Below are 19,057 nucleotides of genomic sequence, written 5' to 3'. Positions count from 1 at the left end.
GGCTCTCAACTGAACAGTCCGTTTGGCCGCCACAGCAGCACGACCAGGAAGATCGCGTAAGTCGCCGCGAGCGTCAGGCCGGGATCAACGGCGGCAGACACTCCGGCCTCCACAAGTCCCAGAATGAATCCCGCGGCCATCGCGCCCGCTAGATTGCCCACCCCGCCCATAATGACGACCACGAGCGCCTTCATCGTCAGGAAGACGCCGTCGGTCGGAGTGAACGGTTGATACATCGAAAGGACCACGCCTCCCGCGGCCGCGAGCGCGCCGCCGACCGCGAACGCGGAGCGTGCCTGGCGCTCATTGTCGATGCCAACGAGGGGTGCGAAGCCCGGCCGCGTCGCCACCGCCCTCATCGCCATGCCCCATCGAGTCTTCTGGATCGCCAAGTAGAGGCCACCGCCGATCGCCACCGCAAGAAGCGCGCCGACGAGACGTCCTGTGGCGATCTTCGTGCCCAGGATGTCCACGGGGGCTTCGAGCCAATTGTAGCCCGTGAAACCGCTGCCGAACGAAGAAAGGTAGATGCCCTGGAGAAGAAACATCAGACCGAAGGTGACAAGAATGGAATCGACCTCCAGCCTGCCCGTTCCCCGCGACCGTCTCTCAAGCGGCCGCATGATGACGGCGTAGCAGACATAAGAGGCGAGATAGCCCAAGGGGACGACGAGCAGGAACGCCAAGAATGGGTTCAGCCCGGCGGCCGACACGGCCAGGTATGTCAGGAAAGAACCGCCGATCACGAATTCGCCATAGGCGAGGTTCATGATGCGAGCGACTCCATACTGAATGGTCAGACCCAGCGCCATCAGCGCGAATGTGCCACCTAGCACCAGTCCAACGACGAGGGTCGTGACCATCAAAGCGTCCTTCGGTTACGCCCAGGCGGGCTTGGGAATTACGGCCTTCACCGCTCCTGGGCGATCTGCCGGACCCACGCCGACGAACTTCCCGCCCTGCCATTGGCCCAGCAGCCAGAGGTTCGTCATGCGATTGTCCTTGAGCTGGACGTCGCCGATGATGGTCTCGAAGCTGCCTGTCGCGATCTCTTCCGTCACGGCCTCCCGATCCAAACCCCGTCGCTCGATCGCCTGCTGCAGTATCTGGAGGCTGGTATAGATGACCGAACTCGCCCAGTAGTCCGGCGGAGTGCCGAGAAGCTTCTTGTGGCGTTCGACATAGGCCTGCATCTCGGGACGCGAGTTGTCGATCCCGCCGAGGCTCATCACGCCTTCGACTTTGCCCTCGTTGATGTCGGAGTAGATCGGGAAACTGGTGCCGACCCCGGTATAAAAGACTTTTGGATTGAACGAGTTCAGGCGAGCCTGCTTAGCGATCGCGAAGCTGTCCGGCGGATAGGAAAGCGCCATGAACACATCAGCGCCCGACGCCGCGACCTCGTTCAGCAGCCCGGCAAAGTCCTGGGTGCCGATCGGATACGACTTGTCCATTACGATTTCGAGCCCGGCTTCCGGCAGTTTCAGGCGAGCCTCCTTGACCAACTCGATACCGAAGCCGTCGGCGACGGAGATGATCGCCACCTTCTTGTTCGTGGTGTCGCCGGCCGCGGTCACCGCCGTCGCCAGGGACGATGCGTAATCGCTCGCGGCACCGAGGAACCAGAAGCTCCGTTTCCACTTCGAATGAACATCGATCTCGTCCGGAATGAGCGAAGTCCCGATGAGCTGCGGATAACCGAAACGGTCCATGAGCGGAGCGACCGCGAGATTGAATGCGGTTCCCCAAGGCGGAAGTATGAAGTCGACCTTGTCCTGGCGCGCCAAACGTTCGATGCCGCGAACGACTTCCTCAGTAGTGGAGCGGTCGTCGTAGGCGACGACCTCGATCGGCAGGCGGCTGCCGTCCGGGAGCTTCAAACCTCCGGCCGCGGCGACGTCGGCCGCCCAGAGCTCGTAGTTCGGAATGGTGGTCGAACCTGCGCCGGGCGCGTTCACGCCCGTCTTGGAAACGATGTAGCCGATCTTGACGGACTTTCGATCATCGGCGGCGCGGGCTCCTAACCCTGTCGCCAAGACGGCTGCTGATCCAAGTCCGGCAAGTACTCTGCGTCTAGTCACTCTCATGATGGAATTCCTCCCCTTGGGTTTTGAGCTGAATGCGGACATGCCTCTGCCGTTCGCGGTGGCCGTGTTGGCCAACCGCGTCGTGTTATGGAGTCTTCCGCCCTCAGTGAGCGCCGAGCAGGACCACGGCGATGGTGGCGGGCTTGTCGTTCGGATTGCGCCAAGCGTGCCGGGCACCATGCTGAACGAAGGTGTCACCCGCTTTGAGGTCCACAATCACGCCGTCGTCGAGTTCAAGGCTGATCCGGCCGTCAAGCACGACGCCATAGTCCAGCGTCGGTGTCTTGTGCATGCCGGGATTCTCCATTTCGAACGTCTCGGCGATCCCCGGCGCGGCTTTCGCATGCTCGGGGCCCGCCAGTTCGGGCTTGAAGTCTGGCGACATGAAGACCGCGTCCGGCGGGAAGGTGATCAACATGAAGGTCGACCCCCCTGGCGGCTGCAGCAATGTCCCATCTGAAGCCATCGGGTCGGTGCCATTGTGTGGCATGGAGGGCACCTTGGACGTGGTCCAGATGGGAGCCGATACGAAGCCTGGCGTGTATTGCATCGCCATCTCGCGCGGCGACGCCCCATCGCTGATGACCACGGCTTTTCCGGCGGAATTCTCGCCGAGGACGATACGTCTGACTGTCATGAAAACCTCCCGCATGACTTTGAGTTCGCAAAGGCTGGCCGAGCGACGGCTGGACCTATCTTCAAGGATGTATCACGTAGTTGGAGAAGCCCCCGTGACGCTGGGCAATACCGGAGATCGCCCTGTTGACATCGGACAACGGATAACCTTGGGTCTCCAAAATGGAGAAGTCCGCCACACCGGTGGCAACCATGTCGGCCATCTCCTGCCCCTCCTGGGCGGTGAACCAAGCCGAACCATATAGCCGTTGGTTATGATCCATAAGCCAATGAACATCTAGCGCGACAGGACCGGCCACTGCACCGCAGTCTACTCCGATGCCACCGCGGCGCAGGCCGCGAAGCCCCTGCAGGAAAGTCTCATGTTTTGCGCCGGGGCCGAGGCAGTCGATAAATGCATCCACCCCTTCGCCGTCTGTGTGGGCTAAAGCGAAGTCTGTCACACTTCCATCGTCAATTGAGAACACCTCGATGCGATTTGGGGCCAACGCCTTGATTTCTTCGAGAAGCTTCTTGTCGCGGCCAGTGCCGAGAATTTTGCTTACGCCCATGGCCAGACCAAAGACCGCCCCGCCGATGCCGAGCGTGCCGCTGATGCCGTTCACGAGGATGGTGTCACCAGGCCCCGCCTTGACTTTCTTGAGCGCTGAATAAGCAGTTCCCATGTAGCCCAGCCGTGCGGCTTGATCGAATGTCATGTTCTCGGGAATGGTCACCACGGCGGAAGCCGGGGCGACCATGTATTCGCTGAGTCCACCAATCGGGTAGTCGTCGAAGGTCTGCAGCGCCTCGGTGCTGAAGCCAAAGTAGCCCTGGAATGCGTAGTGGCGGCAGGAAATCTGGTCGCCGTGTCGGCAATGTCGGCACGTTCCGCAGCTTCTCCCGGGATTTACGTACACACGGTCACCGGCCTTTAGGCTCCGGACCCCCTTGCCCACAGCGGCGATCTCACCAGCGGGGTCCAGGCCGAACACTGCCGGAAGCGGCGGCAGCGGCATGTGCGGAAACCAGGTCGTCCAGTTGGCGAGAATGTTGCCCAGGTTTGGAACTATGCCGCACGACTTGACCCTCACCAGCACGTCCATATCGCCCGGCGTCGGTGTTGGCAGCGTCTCGATCTTCAACTCGCCACCGACCGTGTGCATACGCGCCGCCGTCATCGTCTTAGGAATACTCATGATGATCCTCCGCTTGTTTCCAGCCCGACTTTGTGGGCCGGGTCCTCCTGGCTGACAGAGCTACTCTCGTATTTTCGAAATTTCAAGTGTTTTCGTAAAAATCATTCATCCTCTGAGTACAAAGTTACAAAATTCGCCTGTCCTGAGTCATTGAACAAGGTGGAAACCTCGGCGTCTCTTGCGGCTCTTTTCGAGTCTGGGCTGGTCTTGACGCGCGCCAAAGGGTTCAATGGAGGCGGTCGGCTCTGATGGCAAGTCCCTCCGTTAAGCGATACGCGGGCACATACCGCGGGTTTTGCAGGGGAACATCGATATCTCTGCCTCTGACCGCTTGCGGTAATGTTTGCGATAATATACGGATTTTCGAAATTATTAGGAGGAGCGAAATGCGCTATGTCAGCTTCAGTCGTCAAGGATCGAGTCGATATGGCTGCATGGTCGATGACGAATCTATCTGCGACCTCGGTCGCCTGACGGGACTGCCCGACCTCAAAACCCACATCTCCGCCCACTGGAACGCGCTGGACAACTTGCCTGGGCTGCAGGCGGACTTCCGACTTGAAGAGGTGGACCTGCTCCCGGTGATTCCCAATGCCGACAAGATTATCTGCGTCGCAGTCAACTATCGTGAGACAGACGCGCGCGGCGAAAACGAGCCGGCCTATCCGGTGGTGTTCACACGCTTCGCGAATGCGCAGACCGGACATGGGACGCCGATCCTGAAGCCTGACGTCTCTGAGAAATTCGACTATGAAGGCGAACTCGCGGTCATCATAGGGCAACCGGGACACAAGATTGCCGAATCCGAGGCGCTCGATCATGTCGCCGGATACAGCTGCTTCAACGACGGCAGCGCACGCGACTGGCAAAAGCATTCCACGCAGTTCACTCCGGGTAAGAACTTCTTGCGATCCGCTGGATTCGGCCCTTGGATGGTGTCCTCGGACGAGCTAACGGACCCTTTCGAGTTGGAATTGACCACCCGGGTGAACGGCGAGCTGAGGCAATCCGCTAACACGAGACGGATGATGTTCCCGGTTCCTTGGCTCATCAGCTACCTCAGCCAGTTCACCCGCCTCGAGCCGGGCGACGTGATCGTGACGGGTACCCCAAAAGGATTCGGCTCGAGCATGCATCCGCCGCGTTTTCTCGCAGTAGGAGATGTGGTCGAGGTCGAAATCACTCGCGTGGGAACACTACTCAACACAGTGGGCGTCGCGTAATATTTTCGACATTTACGGTATTTTCGAAATTATGTTTGCGTTCGAGCGATCGATCGTCTATCTAGGCTCAAACGGTAAGCAGGTAGGTTCGGAGGAAGAAATGACGCACATCGTTCACGCGGTTGGCCACATGAAGGTCAACGTCATCGATCCGGAGGCGGTGGTTCGTGATGCGACGGACATCTTGGGCCTTGGCGTGACCCATAGGTCCGGCGGCGAGACTTGGCTAAGTTCGAACGGACGCGCTGCGGAGCTTGTGCTGGTGCATTCAAACGAGAATTCGGCGCATACGATCGGCTTGGAGGCACTGACCGCGGACCTCGTTGAAGAGGCGGCGTCTCTCGTGGAGGCGTCGGGCTGCACCATACTCTCGAGAAACCCGAGCTTGGACTGCATGGCCGCGGGTGTCACCTTCTCGACACCGGAGGGACTTCGCTTCGAGATTCATTCGCCGATCCGCCATAAGACCTACGGTCGCCGATACGATACGCTCGGCGTCGGCCCCAATCGGATCGACCATATCAACCTCATCACGCCGAACCCTGCCGCCACCCGCAAGCAGCTCGAGCAGATCGCCGGCATGCGCCTGTCGGAGCGACTGGTCAACGACAGTCTGAGCTGGATGTATGGCGGCAACAGGCAGCACCATCTGCTTGGACTGGTGGAGGGGACGGGTCCGGGCCTGCATCACGTCTCGTTCGAATTCCTGGAGTTCAACCAGTATCTGCGGCTTGGCGACATTCTCGACAGGCACGGGAAACAGATGATGTGGGGACCGGGCCGCCATAGGCCGGGCGACAACACATACGCCTACTATACCGACGCCAGCGGCATGATGATCGAATGCTCGGGCGTCATGGCGCATATCGCAGACGACGCGGACTTCGTGGCGAACGTCATCACCAATCTGGAGCGCCCCGGGAACGTCCGCGACATGAACGTCTGGGGCACTCCCGCGCCCCTCGAATGGCGCGAGTACTTCCACCCATTCGCCAAAATCGCCTGATCCAGACCGAGGAAGCCGCAATGCAGGAAAAACTCGAATTTATGTCCGACGGCTTGAGGCTGTCAGCCGTGTTGCATGTCCCCGATGGCCGCAAACCCGGCGAGAGGCTGCCCGCCTTCATCGTGTGCCATGGTTTCGTTGGCTCGAAAGACGAGAGTCACGCGCAGATACAAGCTGAGATGATGGAGTCGTTCGGATACGTGGCTCTGCGCTTCGACTTCCGCAGCTGCGGAGAGAGCGAGGGTGAGCGCGGTCAGGTGCGGTGCCTCGACCAGGTGGCGGACGCCAAGAACGCACTGACCTTCCTCGCTTCGCGCGAGGAGGTCGATCCCAAACGGATCGGCATTACCGGACACAGCTTCGGGGCTGCGGTGTCGGTCTACGCGACTGGCGCGGATGAGAGGTTCGCTTGCTGTGTCTCTTCGTGCGGTTGGGGCGACGGGGAAAGGAAATTCCGCGGGCAGCACCCGACGCCGGAAGCGTGGGAGAAGTTCACCGGGATTCTCAAGCGAGGACGTCTGCATAAACGCGACACGGGTGAAAGTGCCTGGATGTCACGGTTCGACGCGGTGCCGATTCCGGAGCACCTGCGCAAGAACCTATCCCCCAAGGCGATCATGGAAATCCCCGTCGAGACCGCCTGGTCCATGTACAACTTCAGGGCCGACGACGTCGTCGCCAACATCGCCCCGCGTCCTCTTCTTCTTTTCCATACCGCCAACGACACTATCACGCCGACATCGGAATCTATCAGGATGTTCGAGAAGGCGGGACAGCCCACCGAACTCATGCTCATTGACACCACGGCTCATTTCCCGCTGGCACCGAGTGACGCGCCCCGGACGAAGGCCATGATGAAGGGCTGGCTGGACAAGTTCTTTCCGTCGCCACTCGGGGGCGCGACATGAGCGGCGGCAAAACGATCGTCTCCCGGGTCGCGCTAGAGGACTTTGCGCGGGCGCTTCTCGAAGCGGGCGGTTTTAGCGCCGAGTACGCGAAAACATCCGCTGAGCTCCTCGTCTGGGCGAATCTGCGCGGCGCGGATTCCCACGGCGTTCTCCGCATCCCGCGTTACGTTGAGATGGTCGAGAGGGGAATTGTGCACGGCCACGCCGAGCCTCGATATCTGACGGAGAGAGGTGCGACGGCTGTCATCGACGGAGACAAGGTGCCAGGTGCCTCTGGCATGGCAATGGCGACGGACAAGGCACTTGAACTCGCAGAGAAGTTCGGCATTGGCCTATGCTCGATCATGCGAACGAGCCATGCCGGGGCGATCGGTTATTTTGCCGAGCGCGCGACGTTCTCGGGCAAGATCGGCATCGTCATGTCCGCGTCCAAGCCCTTGATGGTCTACCACGGCTCCAAGAAGGAAGGCGTCTCGACTAACCCGATAGCGATAGGGGTCCCAACCTCGGACCCGGCACGGCCCATCGTACTCGACATGTCGACCGCCGCCGTTGCTCTCGGCAAGATCATGGCCGCCAAGGATTCTGGAAAGACAATCCCGGAAGGCTGGGGTGTCGATGAAGATGGCTCTAGCACGACCGATCCCGCAAAGGTCAAGGCGGTCTTGCCAATGTCAGGTCCAAAGGGTTCCGGACTCTCCTTGATGATCGAGATGTTGGTAAGCATTCTGGGTTCAAATCCTATCATCGCTCCTGCACTGACACAGAACCGCGATGCCGGCTTCAATGGAATGGTGATCGTGATCAATCCAGGATTCTTTCCGGTCGCCGACTTCGCCAAGGTCGCGACTGAGCTGGGTACGGCCATCACTGCTCTTCCGCCAGCGAATGGGACGGAGAAGGTCCATTTACCTGGCGAACGCGGTTCCGATTTGGCCGTTGGAAGGAAGGTAGACGGCATACCGCTCTCAACTGGCACGGCCTCTCGATTGCGCGATCTGGCATCGAAGTTGAACGTTGCTGTGCCCGACGCATTTGCCTGAAACTCGACGCAAGCGATCCCAGCGAGGTAGCGAACATCGGTGGGACCGCGGGGTTCGGCTACAGTTGTGCCACCTTGAATCGGCGCTTGTGACAGCCGTCCTCGCAGGGTGCTCTTGAGAGCTGGCCTAAATCGACTTGTCGACGACAGTGGCCTGAGTGTTCTGCCGATGATAATATAGAGCATCGCCAGGGGAGCTCCGAGTCCGCTTTGGGCCACGAACCGCCCAGTCGTGGTATTCTGTCGACGCTCATAGGGAGCGACGTGGTGGGAGGCGCGGCGGAGGAACCGTCATGGAGTCCGATGTACCGCGTGCCCGTCATCCATGGAACAAGGGTATTCTCGTAGGTCAGAAGCGACCGCTTCAGCCCAAGAACGTGTGGTCAATTCGCGTCCGACTCGAGATGAGCGGCGCAACCAGGGAACTGGCCCTGTTCAATCTCGCGATCGACAGCAAGCTCCGCGCGTGTGACCTCGTCAGACTGAGAGTTGAGGACCTTTGGTCCGGAAGCGCGATCAGGGACCGGGCTACGATCATCCAGAAGAAGACAAGACGCCCTGTCCAGTTCGAAGTCACAGAACAGACGAAGGCGGCCCTCGCCGCATGGCTGCCGTCGGTGAAGAGAACCGGAGGGAGCTATCTGTTCCCGGGCAGACGTCGACAATCAACTCATTTGTCGACACGGCAATATGCGCGCATCGTTCACCGATGGGTCCGGAGCATTGGGCTCGAAGCGAGCGCCTATGGAACTCATTCGATGCGGCGAACGAAGGCAGCCTTGATTTACAAGAAGACGGGCAACCTGCGCGCCGTCCAAATCCTCCTCGGGCACACGAAACTGGAAAGCACAGTTCGCTACCTCGGCATAGAGATCGACGACGCGCTGCGGATCGCCGAGCAGATCGAACTCTGAGATCGGCGGCCATCAGCGAACGCTGGTGGTCGCCATCGCGCCAATTGCAGACAATTCGACTCACTTTATAGTGTCGTTCATGGATCACGCCACACCCAACCTCCCGTCGCGCGACTATGAAGCGACTTTCCAATTTTTCGCCAGTCTGGGGTTCCAGGAAAGCTGGCGCGATGGAGGCTGGATGATCCTCACACGAGGCAGCATCCATCTTGAGTTCTTCCCTCACCCCGATTTGGACCCCGCAACGAGCTGGTTCAGCTGCTGCCTCCGGCTTGATGACCTTGATGATTTTTACGCCGTCTGTCTCGCTGCAAACATCCCAGAAGCCACCCTGGGCGCACCCCGTGTCCATAAACCTGTACTGGAAAATAGCGGGTTGCGCATAGGCGCGTTGATCGATCCCGACGGCACACTCATCCGGCTCATCCAAAACTGATGTAGCAGAACGAATAAATCCGGAACCTTCTGCTAAATCGTTGGCGAGTTAGATTCCTCAAATCGGGAGCTAGCGACGTCTTCCCGTGGCAGCTTCGGGCCAACGGGAGCCAAGACTTCAGGTCTCTGAAGCGCCAATAAGAGACATTGGGCTGCGCGGCCTGACACTATTTCCGCTGTCTATGTCGGAAAGCATCGACGAATGCCGAGAAGGCTGGCGAGGAATTTCGACGGCTCGGATAATAGAGGTGGTAGCCCTGGAAGGTCGGGCACCAGTCCGAAAGTACCTGCCGCAGCCGCCCACGCTCGACATGCTGCAAGACGAGGTCCGTGGGCACGTAGGCAAGACCGATGCCGTCCAATGCAGCGTCGATCGCGGGAGCGATGTTGCTCAGGGTGAGCTGGCCCTCGACCCGCACGCTGAACTCACGGCCGTCCCGCTCGAACTCCCAGGCATAAAGTCCCCCCGACGTTGGAAGTCGAAGGTTGACGCAGTTGTGGCCTGTCAGGTCCTGCGGGATTGACAGCGGCTCGTGACGCTTCAGGTAGTCGGGCGACGCGACGACGGAATAGGACACGTCAGGTCCGATACGCACGGCCACCATATCACGGGCGACGGCCTCGCCGAGCCGCACACCAGCGTCGAACTGCCGCTCGACGATGTTGGTGAAGCCGTTGTCGACAATGATCTCCACCGTGACATCAGGGAAGTCCCGCAGGAAGGTCGAGAGCTTTGGACGGAACACGAGTTCGACCGCATCGTCCGGGCAGACGACCCTTACTTGACCCGATGGCTTGTCGCGCAGCGCACTGATCGCGTTAAGACCCGCGGCGATACTTTCAAAGTGCGGTTGGATGCTCACAATGAGACGTTCGCCGGCCGCCGTGGGGGCGACATCCCGGGTGGTGCGGGAAAGAAGCCGAATACCGAGGCGCTCCTCCAGCGCACTGACCGTGTGACTGAGCGCCGAGCGTGTGAGCCCGAGCTTGGCGGCGGCACGGGTGAAGCTCCGTTCCCTGGCCACTTCGAGGAAAGCCCTCATCTCGGTGAACTCGTCCCGCCGCATTGTTGAATCTCCCTCACCTCGACATGCAGATTATACCTTCTAGTCCATCTAACCCCGTTTGGCTATTTGTTGCGGCAACCGCACAGGAGAGCCCGGAATGGCCATTGAGCTGACAGCGAATGACGTAGTCTCGACGGAAACCGCAGAAACGCCGTGGGCGGCCGTGACCTGCCTGTCGCTCCTGACCTTTCTTCTGGTCGGATTGGAGTTCCTCCCGGTCAGCCTCCTGACCCCGATCGCCGCAGAACTGTCGGTTTCGGAAGGACAGGCGGGATTGGCCATCACCATCTCGGGCGTCTTCGCGGTCATCACCAGCCTCTTCGGCAATGGCCTCTTGTCGAAGATCGATCGGAAGGCGGTCGTCCTGCTCTACACCGCGGTCCTGGTCCTCTCCAGTCTGGCCGTCGCTCTCGCTCCCAACTTCGCGGTCTTTCTCATGGGCCGGGCGCTCGTCGGCGTCGCGATCGGCGGCTTCTGGTCGCTCTCGACGGCCATCCTCGCGCGCTTGGCTTCGAAGTCGGACCTGCCCAAGGCCATTGCTCTGCTCCAGGGCGGCACCGCATTCGCCATCGTCATCGCCGCCCCTCTCGGCAGCTTTCTCGGCGGGCTGATCGGCTGGCGCGGCACCTTCCTGATCACGGTTCCGATCGGTCTCGTCGCCCTTGTCTGGCAGTTTGCAGTCCTGCCGAAGATGCCCGCGACTGAGACCGTATCGGTCCGCCGGATGTTGCGCCTCTTGCGCAATCGCGCCTTCCTGATCGGAATGGCGGCGACGGGTCTCGTCTTCATGGGAATGAACGCCCTTTCGATCTATCTGCGTCCGTTTCTCGAAGGTGTCACCGGGGTCGGCGTCAACACGCTCTCGCTGATGCTTCTGGGTGTCGGACTCGGCGGTTTGGCTGGAACGTCCCTGATTGGCTTCGTTTTGCGCCGACACCTGATCGCCGCGCTGATTGGCCTGCCCGGCACGGTCGCCGTGATCGCACTCCTGCTGATCGGCTTCGGGCCTTCACCGTGGGCCACTGCGGTCCTTCTCGTGCTCTGGGGATTCTTCTCGACCCCGACCCCGGTGGCCTGGAACACCTGGATGGCGAGGTTGGTCCCCGGTGAGTTGGAAGCAGCGGGCGGTGTCCAGGTCGCTTTGATCCAGTTGGCCATTGCAGGCGGAGCGTTTGCAGGTGGCGTTCTCTTCGACATCGCAGGCTGGTGGAGCGCTTTCCTTCTCGCCGCCCTCCTTCTTGCGAGCTCCGCCGCGTTCGGAGCACTCGCCGGCCGCCGCGTTTGACCTCTCAACAATCTCGAACAGGAGAACATCATGTCTCAAGGAATCGAAAACAAAGTCGTCGTCATCACCGGGGCAAGCAGCGGACTTGGAGCAGCTACGGCACGCCATCTCGCCCAGCGAGGTGCCGCCGTGGTACTTGGTGCGCGGCGGCGTGAACGCATCGATGCGCTGGCGGAGGAACTCACCGCAAATGGCCACAAGGCAAGGGCGATTCAGACCGATGTCACGGACCGACAGCAGGTCAAGAACCTGGTGGACACGGCGGTACAGGAATTCGGCCGCATCGATGTCATGTTGAACAATGCCGGACTAATGCCGCTTGCCCCGCTCGAACGCCTCAAGGTGGACGAGTGGGACCGCATGATCGACGTCAACATCAAGGGCGTGCTCTATGGCATCGCCGCCGCGCTGCCTCACATGAAGGCGCGGAAGTCCGGCCACATCATCAATGTCTCGTCGGTCTACGGCCATGTCGTCGATCCGGGTGCCGCCGTCTACTGCGCCACCAAGTTCGCCGTCCGCGCGCTCTCCGAAGGGCTGCGCAAGGAGGTGAAGCCCTACAACATCCGCACCACCATCATCTCGCCCGGCGCGGTCAGCACCGAGCTTCTCGAGCATATCAGCGAGAAGGACATCCAGGCAGGTACGAAGGAGTTTGTCAGCCAGATCGCCGTCGGCGCGGACACCTTCGCCCGGACAGTCGCGTTTGCGGTGAGCGAGCCTGACGATGTCGACATCAACGAAATCCTGTTCCGGCCCACGGCGCAAGCTGTTTGACAGGCCCCGAACCATGACGACGAACACCTTGGCTATAACCCGACGAAGGATCGTGGGTGGAGCCCTTGCAGCCGCGACTTTCCCCTTCGCAGTGCGCGGGCAGCAAGGTCGCGATCCAGCCAGCCAGGAGCCGAGCGACGTGAGGATCAGGTTCACGTTCAACGACCTGTCGATTACGGCCACGCTCTACGACAATCCGTCGGCACGTGATCTGGCATCGATGCTTCCTTTGGACCTCCAGATCGAGGACTTCGGTGGGAACGAGAAGATCGTCCATCTGCCTCGCAAGCTGACCGAGGAAGGCAGCGGTCCGTTCGGAAACGAGCGGCCCGGCGACCTCTGCTACTTTAAGCCATGGGGCAATCTCGCCCTGTTCTACGACGACTACCGCTGGGACGGGCTGATCCGTCTCGGCCGTTTCGACGGGGACTTCGAGCCTCTGCTCGTTCGCGGCGCATACCCCGTGCGCATCGAACGGATTTGAACCATCCACGCCATCATCCAAGAAGGAACAACTGAATGAAAAACCTCAAGATCGCACTTATGGCACTGACGATGACCATATCCTCACCCGCCTTCGCCGACGACGGAAAGTCCGAGATAATGGGGGCGTGGCGCATGACGTCGCTGCAGGTCACCGACGCGAGCGGCAAGCAGACCGAAATCCCCTATTCCGGCCAGGTCATCTTCTCGCAAGGCGGAACTCTCTCCGTCCAGGCGATGAACCCGGACGCCGCCGCAAAACCGACGCCCTACACGGCAAATGGCTACGAGGCATACTATGGCCCAGTCGAAGTCGACGAAACCAAAAGGACCTTCGCCATCACGGTGGAATCGTCGCTTGTCCGAAATCTCATCGGTCAGCGCATGGAGCGCAAGTTCGAGGTCGATGACGATCAGCTCACGATCACGCCCGCCGATCCCAAGGAAGGCTGGCGTGTGACCTACGAACGGCTCTGAGGAGAAGGGCCTACTGAGAGGGGGCTGGAAACGGAAGGAGGCGCTCGACCCGAACGGGGAGCGCCTCCTTCGTTAACCCGGAGGACGTCTAGCGTGCCAGCTATGCAGACTGTGTGACTCAACACACTCGATAAACAAGTTGCTCGATCAGCTCACATCTAGCGGTCCATCTCGATGGATGACTGCAATGGGCCACTGGCGTCAAGACCTCAGGTCTCTGAAGCGCTAATGGCCGACCTCGCCGGCGAATGCGAACTTGGGAGCTAGTACGAGCCCAGATGTGCGGCCGCGCGAGACCTCCCGAACCGGATGGGCGATGTCGCGAGGCATGAGCCTTAACGTGTCCTGCCCCACAGATAGCCGACCAACGCGGCGATGCCGACGGAGGCGAAGACGTTTCGCTTTAAAGCCTCCTCGACATCGGCGACTGTCAGGTCCACCTTTTCAGTCGCCACTCCCCGCGCCGTGGTGGCGATCGTCGCGACCGAATGCTTGAGGTTCTCGAGTTCAGCCTTCAATGCTTTAAGTTGGTCGTCCGCCGCATTTGTCTTGTCTCGCTTCAGCGCACTGCCGTTACCATCGACCAGCGGCGGGGTCTTGGTCGTGGTTCCGGAAGACGAGCCATCGGAAGCCGCACTGCGCGCGATCGAACGCTCGAATTCGGTGTTTGGAGCTCCGCCGTTTGCGTTTTCGAATTTCTCTGCCACATGAACCTCCCATTGAACTCATCGGCCTCGTTTCTCGGGCAACAGAGGACAGCATGTTGAACTCGCAGGAATCCTGTTGGTTCCTCGACAACCGATCTGGGCCACCCGCCGGAAGACTCTGTCTTGAAGGGATTTCGGGAAACGGGTAGGCTAGTAGTGCTGGATTTTGTGAGCAACAATTCTTCACGTGAGAGCTCAAAGGGCCAGAATCACAATTGTTGACCAGACCGTTGCCCAGAAACGGGTGGCAGGCAAATCGGGTTGGCGCGAGAGAAAGCGAAAGCCGTGGAAAGCGCCAGCCTCTCCCAAAAATCATTTAATGGTTATCGAGCGTTGGACGCCGTTTATCAACCGTCGAACGCCGTTTATCGCGCGCAAATTCCCCATGTGAAAACAAGTCATTCTCATCAGTTGCCCAAAGATTCTTTGGTAACCGGTTGAAAACAAAGTCTGTTTGCGGTAATGTCAGGTCGCCAAATTAGATTTGGCATGTAGCCCGGGGACCGTCGTCAGACGGGCATGGACGATGCGATCCCTAGGAAGCGGTGGTGGGCCCGGAGGGACTCGAACCCCCAACCAAGCGGTTATGAGCCGCCGGCTCTAACCATTGAGCTACAGGCCCACTCTGCCCTCGTGCGGGCGCGATGCAATGGTCATTGACGTGGCGAAGGCTCTAGCGGAAAAATCGGAGGCCGGCAAGCCGCTGCCGCAAAAGGCGCACAATCGATTGCGAGGACGTATGTTCATGCAACTCAAGGGGAAAACCATGCCCGCCTACCCGCTTCGTCTCGCTCTCGCCGCCCTCGCCGTCGTGGCGGTGCCGCTATCGATGGCTTCCGCCCATGATTCCGACAAGAAGGAGCCGGTGATCGTGGTTTCCGGCCAGGGCGATGCCTCGGTCGTGCCCGATCTCGCCATCGTCACGCTGAGCGTGGCCGAGACGGCCAGGACCGCGCGCGAGGCGCTCGATATCAACAATGGCGCCATGACATCGGTCATGAAGGCCCTGAAGGACCAGGGGATTGCCGACCGAGATCTGCAGACGTCCGGCCTCGCCATCCAGCCGCAATACAGCTATCCGCAGAACGAGGACGGCACGCCGAAGCTGCCCATTCTCAACGGCTACACCGTCACCAACGGCCTGACCGTCCGGGTGCGTGACCTCGCCAAGCTCGGCGCGATCCTCGATCAATCGGTCACATCGGGCGTCAACCAGGGTGGCGATATCCGCTTCACCAACGACGATCCGGAAAAGGCGCTCGAAGAGGCCCGGACCGAGGCCGTCAAGAACGCCGCCGTCAAGGCCAAGACGCTCGCCGACGCCGCGGGCGTAAAACTCGGCCGCGCCGTCGAGATCAGCGAAGGCGCCGGTGGTGCCGATCCGCAGCCGATGATGCGGATGCAGATGGCCAAGGAAGCGGCCGATGCGGTGCCGATCGCGGCCGGTGAGAATACCTACGTCGTCAATGTCAGCGTCACCTTCGCGATCGCCGAATAGACAGTAAAAGAGCCGGTTCGCTTTTCAGCAAACCGGCTCTCGGACATGGCCAGACACCACTCACAGGCCCTGTCCTAACTTCTTGGTCCGCCCGCTGCTTCCTCCATGGCAGCAAGCCATGGAGGAAGACGGTCCATCGCGAATTGGGGGCGACAGATGGACCGGAGCGTGCCGGCCGTTACAGGCGCGGGCAGCCGCGGACGTTGGCGAAGGAGATCTTCGCCCAGGCGCCATGGATCTTGCCGGAAACCGTCACGCGGTTCGGGCCGATACGGCTGATCGCCACCTTGTTGAGGCCGTTACGCGACGCCTTGGCAAGCGCCAGGCCAGGCTGGCAGCGGCCATATCCCGGCTTGACCACGACAACAGGCGCCGGCTTGACGACAACCACACGGCGCGGCGCGGGCTTGATGACGACACGGGGGTTCACGACCACGTGCGGGTTCTTGACGATGACATCGACGCTGCCGGCATTGGCCTGGGACGTGGCGCCGAATGCGCCAAGGGTAACCGCTGCAGCGACTGCAATCTTTGTGAATATAGAGGTCATTTTGCTCTCCTGAAATCCTGTTGTTTCGTACGTTCCAGGGGCTGGTTTTCGTCCCGCTCTGAAGCGTTGAGGTGACAATAGGATGAGGAGGCTGAATGGATTCGGAACTGGCTGTTCAGAATCGGTTCAGAATGGTGAATGCGCGTTAACACCATAACGAGTTGATTTCGCAAGTAATTTCAGGCGCGGCGCGGCAACTCCGCTCAGTTGATCGTCCCGATCAGCTCGCGATAGGCGGATTCCGGAAACGCCTTCATCGTCCGGCTCCTGACGTTACCCGCTAGGCTGAGAGTCAGGCAGAACCGGGCCATGACCGCGTCATCGGGCGCCTCGCAGATCGCCACCATGTCGCTTTCGCCCATGGTCAGGTAAAAATCCCGGATCGCACCCCCCATCGCTTCGAGCGATTTCTTGGCGGCATCCAGGCGCTTGGGCGATTCGCGCAGGTTGCGCGCGCCCTGATCGGTCCAGTTGAGCAACAGGATATAGGTGGTCATGGCGATCCTCCCATCAAGCCACCCGCAGGGCGGCGCAGGGATTTTACGCCGCCTGTGCCTGTTCGGCAAATCACACATGAAAAAAGCGGCCCGGAGGCCGCTTTCGTCGATGTCGTAGTGGATTGCTCAGCTATCCAGGAAGCTTCTGAGCTTGCGGCTCCGGCTGGGGTGCTTGAGCTTGCGGAGCGCCTTTGCCTCGATCTGGCGGATACGTTCGCGGGTGACCGAGAACTGCTGGCCGACTTCTTCCAGCGTGTGGTCGGTGTTCATGCCGATGCCGAAGCGCATGCGCAGCACGCGTTCCTCGCGCGGCGTGAGCGAAGCGAGCACGCGCGTGGTCGTCTCGCGCAGGTTCGCCTGGATTGCCGCGTCGATCGGCAGAAGCGCGTTCTTGTCCTCGATGAAATCGCCGAGATGCGAATCCTCTTCGTCGCCCACGGGGGTTTCGAGGCTGATCGGCTCCTTGGCGATCTTCAGCACCTTGCGCACCTTTTCGAGCGGCATGGCGAGCTTTTCGGCCAGTTCTTCCGGGGTCGGCTCGCGGCCGATCTCGTGCAGCATCTGGCGCGACGTGCGGACGATCTTGTTGATCGTCTCGATCATATGCACCGGAATGCGGATGGTGCGGGCCTGGTCGGCGATCGAGCGGGTGATCGCCTGCCGGATCCACCATGTGGCATAAGTCGAAAACTTGTAGCCGCGGCGATACTCGAACTTGTCGACAGCCTTCATCAGGCCGATATTGCCTTCCTGGATCAGGTCGAGGAACTGCAGGCCACGGTTCGTGTACTTCTTGGCGATCGAGATGACGAGACGAAGGTTGGCTTCCACCATTTCCTTCTTGGCGATGCGGGCTTCGCGCTCGCCCTTCTGCACCATCTGCACGATGCGGCGGAATTCCGAGATCGAGATACCGGTTTCGGTCGCCAGATTCTGGATTTCCAGGCGGAGATCCTTGATCGTCTGGTTCTCGCTACGGGAGAATTCCTTCCAGCCGCGTGCCGAGAGATTGCCGATCGACTTCATCCAGTTCGGATCGAGTTCGGCGCCCATATACTGGTTGAGGAACTCGTCGCGGGCGACGCCGAAGCTCTCGGCGAGACGCAGCAGCTTGCCTTCGTTCTGCACGAGGCGCTTGTTGATCTCGTAGAGCTGCTCGACAAGGCTGTCGATGCGGTTCTGGTTGAGAGACAGCGACTTGACCGCGGTGATCAGTTCGTCCTTGAGCTCCTTGTAGCGGCGCTCCTGGGCTGGCGAGAGCGTGGCGGAGGCGGAGAGGCGCGCTTCCACCTGCTGGTCCTGCAGCTTGCGCAGTTTCTTGTAGGTTTCGGCGATCTGGTCGAGGGTTTCCATGACCTGCGGACGCAGTTCCGCTTCCATCGCGGCGAGCGACAGGTTGCTCTCGTCCTCGTCTTCTTCCTCTTCCTCGAGGTTCATGCCCTCGCCGCCGACATTGGTGACGTCGTCGTCCTCGCCGCCACCGAAGCGGGCGCGGCGAACCTTTTCCTTCTCTTCGGCAGCCTTGCGGTCGGCCTCGATCTTTTCAGGCGACTGGAACTGCGGTGCGGCCTTGGCTTCCGGACCGGAATAGGTGGTTTCGAGATCAATGATCTCGCGCAGCAGCGTCGTGCCTTCGTTCAGTTCGTCGCGCCAGATGATCAGCGCCTGGAAGGTCAGCGGGCTCTCACAGAGGCCCTGGATCATTGTTTCGCGGCCGGCCTCGATGCGCTTGGCGATGGCGATTTCGCCTTCGCGCGACAAGAGCTCGACAGAACCCATTTCGCGCAGATACATGCGCACGGGATCGTCGGTACGGTCGGTCGGTTCTTTCTTCTTGGTGGTCGCAAGCTGCGTGCCCTGCGACGGGGCAACCTCGCCGCCTTCGCTCTCGCCTTCGGAATCGCCGTCGCTGTCGGGCTCTTCCTGCGTCTGCTCCTCGGCTTCCTCGTCCTCGACGACGTTGATGCCCATGTCGGACAGCATCGCCATCGTATCTTCGATCTGTTCCGAGGTCACTTCTTCCGAGGGAAGCACGGCGTTGAGCTCGTCCATGGTGACGTAACCGCGCTTCTTGGCGGTCTTGATCATCTTCTTGACGGCGTCATCAGAAAGGTCCAGAAGCGGGCCGTCCGGAGCGCCTTCGCGTTCGGTTTCCGCCTCTTCGTTTTCTTTGACTTTTGTTGCCATAGTGTGTGACTTTCTCTACGCCAATAACGATATACGAAGCTGTGGATGTGACCTGCCGCCTGACGGCACGCGAATCAACAGCGACGAACTAACAGGATGA

Annotated in this window: 20 protein-coding genes and 1 tRNA gene; 11 read left to right on the top strand and 10 right to left on the bottom strand. The window is 60.4% G+C overall.

Annotation, left to right across the window (positions count from 1 at the left end; all coding sequences use genetic code 11):
* Nucleotides 1–5: 5 nt before the first annotated feature.
* From ACSQ26_RS04510 to ACSQ26_RS04495, 4 genes are all read right to left on the bottom strand, one after another.
* Nucleotides 6–863 (bottom strand): branched-chain amino acid ABC transporter permease, encoded by an 858-nt coding sequence (locus ACSQ26_RS04510; RefSeq protein WP_436006691.1) that lies wholly within the window; start codon nucleotides 861–863, stop codon nucleotides 6–8.
* Between the two features lie 15 nt (nucleotides 864–878).
* Nucleotides 879–2,087 carry an amino acid ABC transporter substrate-binding protein gene (locus ACSQ26_RS04505; protein WP_436006689.1) on the bottom strand — a complete coding sequence of 403 codons (1,209 nt, stop codon included), beginning with the start codon at nucleotides 2,085–2,087 and terminating at the stop codon, nucleotides 879–881.
* A gap of 103 nt (nucleotides 2,088–2,190) precedes the next feature.
* Nucleotides 2,191–2,724, bottom strand: coding sequence for a cupin domain-containing protein (locus ACSQ26_RS04500; RefSeq protein ID WP_436006687.1), 534 nt, complete (start codon nucleotides 2,722–2,724; stop codon nucleotides 2,191–2,193).
* A gap of 61 nt (nucleotides 2,725–2,785) precedes the next feature.
* On the bottom strand, nucleotides 2,786–3,901 hold the full coding sequence (locus ACSQ26_RS04495; RefSeq protein WP_436006685.1) for an alcohol dehydrogenase catalytic domain-containing protein: 1,116 nt from the start codon (nucleotides 3,899–3,901) through the stop codon (nucleotides 2,786–2,788).
* 386 nt (nucleotides 3,902–4,287) lie between these two features.
* Here ACSQ26_RS04495 and ACSQ26_RS04490 point away from each other — a divergent pair, with 386 nt between their 5' ends.
* The 6 genes from ACSQ26_RS04490 to ACSQ26_RS04465 all read left to right on the top strand — a co-directional run bounded on the left by ACSQ26_RS04490 (nucleotide 4,288) and on the right by ACSQ26_RS04465 (nucleotide 9,430).
* The gene (locus tag ACSQ26_RS04490) at nucleotides 4,288–5,124 is read left to right on the top strand and encodes a fumarylacetoacetate hydrolase family protein (RefSeq protein WP_436006683.1); all 837 of its coding nucleotides are present in this window, start codon (nucleotides 4,288–4,290) and stop codon (nucleotides 5,122–5,124) included.
* Between the two features lie 100 nt (nucleotides 5,125–5,224).
* Nucleotides 5,225–6,130 carry a VOC family protein gene (locus tag ACSQ26_RS04485; RefSeq protein WP_436006681.1) on the top strand — a complete coding sequence of 302 codons (906 nt, stop codon included), beginning with the start codon at nucleotides 5,225–5,227 and terminating at the stop codon, nucleotides 6,128–6,130.
* Between the two features lie 20 nt (nucleotides 6,131–6,150).
* Nucleotides 6,151–7,038: an alpha/beta hydrolase gene (locus ACSQ26_RS04480; RefSeq protein WP_436006679.1), complete on the top strand. Its 888-nt coding sequence runs from the start codon at nucleotides 6,151–6,153 to the stop codon at nucleotides 7,036–7,038.
* A complete protein-coding gene (locus ACSQ26_RS04475) occupies nucleotides 7,035–8,081 on the top strand; it encodes an Ldh family oxidoreductase (protein ID WP_436006677.1) in 1,047 nt (348 codons plus the stop codon). Before ACSQ26_RS04480 ends, ACSQ26_RS04475 begins: the two co-directional genes overlap by 4 nt.
* Before the next feature lie 292 nt (nucleotides 8,082–8,373).
* On the top strand, nucleotides 8,374–8,994 hold the full coding sequence (locus ACSQ26_RS04470) for a tyrosine-type recombinase/integrase (RefSeq protein WP_436006675.1): 621 nt from the start codon (nucleotides 8,374–8,376) through the stop codon (nucleotides 8,992–8,994).
* A gap of 79 nt (nucleotides 8,995–9,073) precedes the next feature.
* A complete protein-coding gene (locus ACSQ26_RS04465; RefSeq protein WP_436006673.1) occupies nucleotides 9,074–9,430 on the top strand; it encodes a bleomycin resistance protein in 357 nt (118 codons plus the stop codon).
* Nucleotides 9,431–9,596: 166 nt separating this feature from the next.
* Here ACSQ26_RS04465 and ACSQ26_RS04460 read toward each other — a convergent pair whose 3' ends face one another.
* Nucleotides 9,597–10,496 (bottom strand): LysR family transcriptional regulator, encoded by a 900-nt coding sequence (locus ACSQ26_RS04460; protein WP_436006671.1) that lies wholly within the window; start codon nucleotides 10,494–10,496, stop codon nucleotides 9,597–9,599.
* A gap of 97 nt (nucleotides 10,497–10,593) precedes the next feature.
* Between ACSQ26_RS04460 and ACSQ26_RS04455 the strand changes: the two genes are divergently transcribed.
* From ACSQ26_RS04455 to ACSQ26_RS04440, 4 genes are read left to right on the top strand one after another with little or no spacing between them, the layout of a single operon-like run.
* Nucleotides 10,594–11,781 carry an MFS transporter gene (locus tag ACSQ26_RS04455; RefSeq protein WP_436006669.1) on the top strand — a complete coding sequence of 396 codons (1,188 nt, stop codon included), beginning with the start codon at nucleotides 10,594–10,596 and terminating at the stop codon, nucleotides 11,779–11,781.
* Between the two features lie 30 nt (nucleotides 11,782–11,811).
* The gene (locus ACSQ26_RS04450; RefSeq protein WP_436006667.1) at nucleotides 11,812–12,558 is read left to right on the top strand and encodes an SDR family oxidoreductase; all 747 of its coding nucleotides are present in this window, start codon (nucleotides 11,812–11,814) and stop codon (nucleotides 12,556–12,558) included.
* A gap of 13 nt (nucleotides 12,559–12,571) precedes the next feature.
* A complete protein-coding gene (locus ACSQ26_RS04445) occupies nucleotides 12,572–13,042 on the top strand; it encodes a cyclophilin-like fold protein (RefSeq protein WP_436006665.1) in 471 nt (156 codons plus the stop codon).
* A 35-nt stretch (nucleotides 13,043–13,077) separates the two neighbouring features.
* On the top strand, nucleotides 13,078–13,518 hold the full coding sequence (locus ACSQ26_RS04440) for a lipocalin-like domain-containing protein (RefSeq protein WP_436006663.1): 441 nt from the start codon (nucleotides 13,078–13,080) through the stop codon (nucleotides 13,516–13,518).
* Nucleotides 13,519–13,853: 335 nt separating this feature from the next.
* Here ACSQ26_RS04440 and ACSQ26_RS04435 read toward each other — a convergent pair whose 3' ends face one another.
* Both ACSQ26_RS04435 and ACSQ26_RS04430 read right to left on the bottom strand, forming a co-directional pair.
* The gene (locus ACSQ26_RS04435; protein ID WP_436006661.1) at nucleotides 13,854–14,225 is read right to left on the bottom strand and encodes a hypothetical protein; all 372 of its coding nucleotides are present in this window, start codon (nucleotides 14,223–14,225) and stop codon (nucleotides 13,854–13,856) included.
* A 546-nt stretch (nucleotides 14,226–14,771) separates the two neighbouring features.
* Nucleotides 14,772–14,847, bottom strand: a tRNA-Ile gene (locus ACSQ26_RS04430).
* Nucleotides 14,848–14,991: 144 nt separating this feature from the next.
* On the opposite strand from ACSQ26_RS04430, the gene ACSQ26_RS04425 reads away from it, so the two are divergent.
* Nucleotides 14,992–15,723, top strand: a complete 732-nt coding sequence (locus ACSQ26_RS04425) for an SIMPL domain-containing protein (protein ID WP_436006659.1) — start codon at nucleotides 14,992–14,994, stop codon at nucleotides 15,721–15,723.
* Between the two features lie 178 nt (nucleotides 15,724–15,901).
* Here the strand turns inward: ACSQ26_RS04425 and ACSQ26_RS04420 are convergent, their stop codons facing one another.
* From ACSQ26_RS04420 to rpoD, 3 genes are all read right to left on the bottom strand, one after another.
* Nucleotides 15,902–16,273 (bottom strand): hypothetical protein, encoded by a 372-nt coding sequence (locus ACSQ26_RS04420; protein ID WP_436006657.1) that lies wholly within the window; start codon nucleotides 16,271–16,273, stop codon nucleotides 15,902–15,904.
* Between the two features lie 203 nt (nucleotides 16,274–16,476).
* Entirely contained in the window at nucleotides 16,477–16,770 is a 294-nt protein-coding gene (locus ACSQ26_RS04415; RefSeq protein ID WP_436006655.1) for a GYD domain-containing protein, read from the bottom strand.
* A 126-nt stretch (nucleotides 16,771–16,896) separates the two neighbouring features.
* Nucleotides 16,897–18,957 carry an RNA polymerase sigma factor RpoD gene (gene rpoD, locus ACSQ26_RS04410; RefSeq protein WP_436006653.1) on the bottom strand — a complete coding sequence of 687 codons (2,061 nt, stop codon included), beginning with the start codon at nucleotides 18,955–18,957 and terminating at the stop codon, nucleotides 16,897–16,899.
* Nucleotides 18,958–19,057 lie beyond the last annotated feature (100 nt).

Origin of the sequence: Rhizobium sp. LjRoot254, from assembly GCF_964254105.1 — a bacterium.
In the GTDB taxonomy this organism is placed as follows: Bacteria; Pseudomonadota; Alphaproteobacteria; order Rhizobiales; family Rhizobiaceae; genus Rhizobium_E.
Note: the sequence above shows the minus strand (reverse complement) of the source record. Positions and strands in the feature narration are given on the sequence as shown.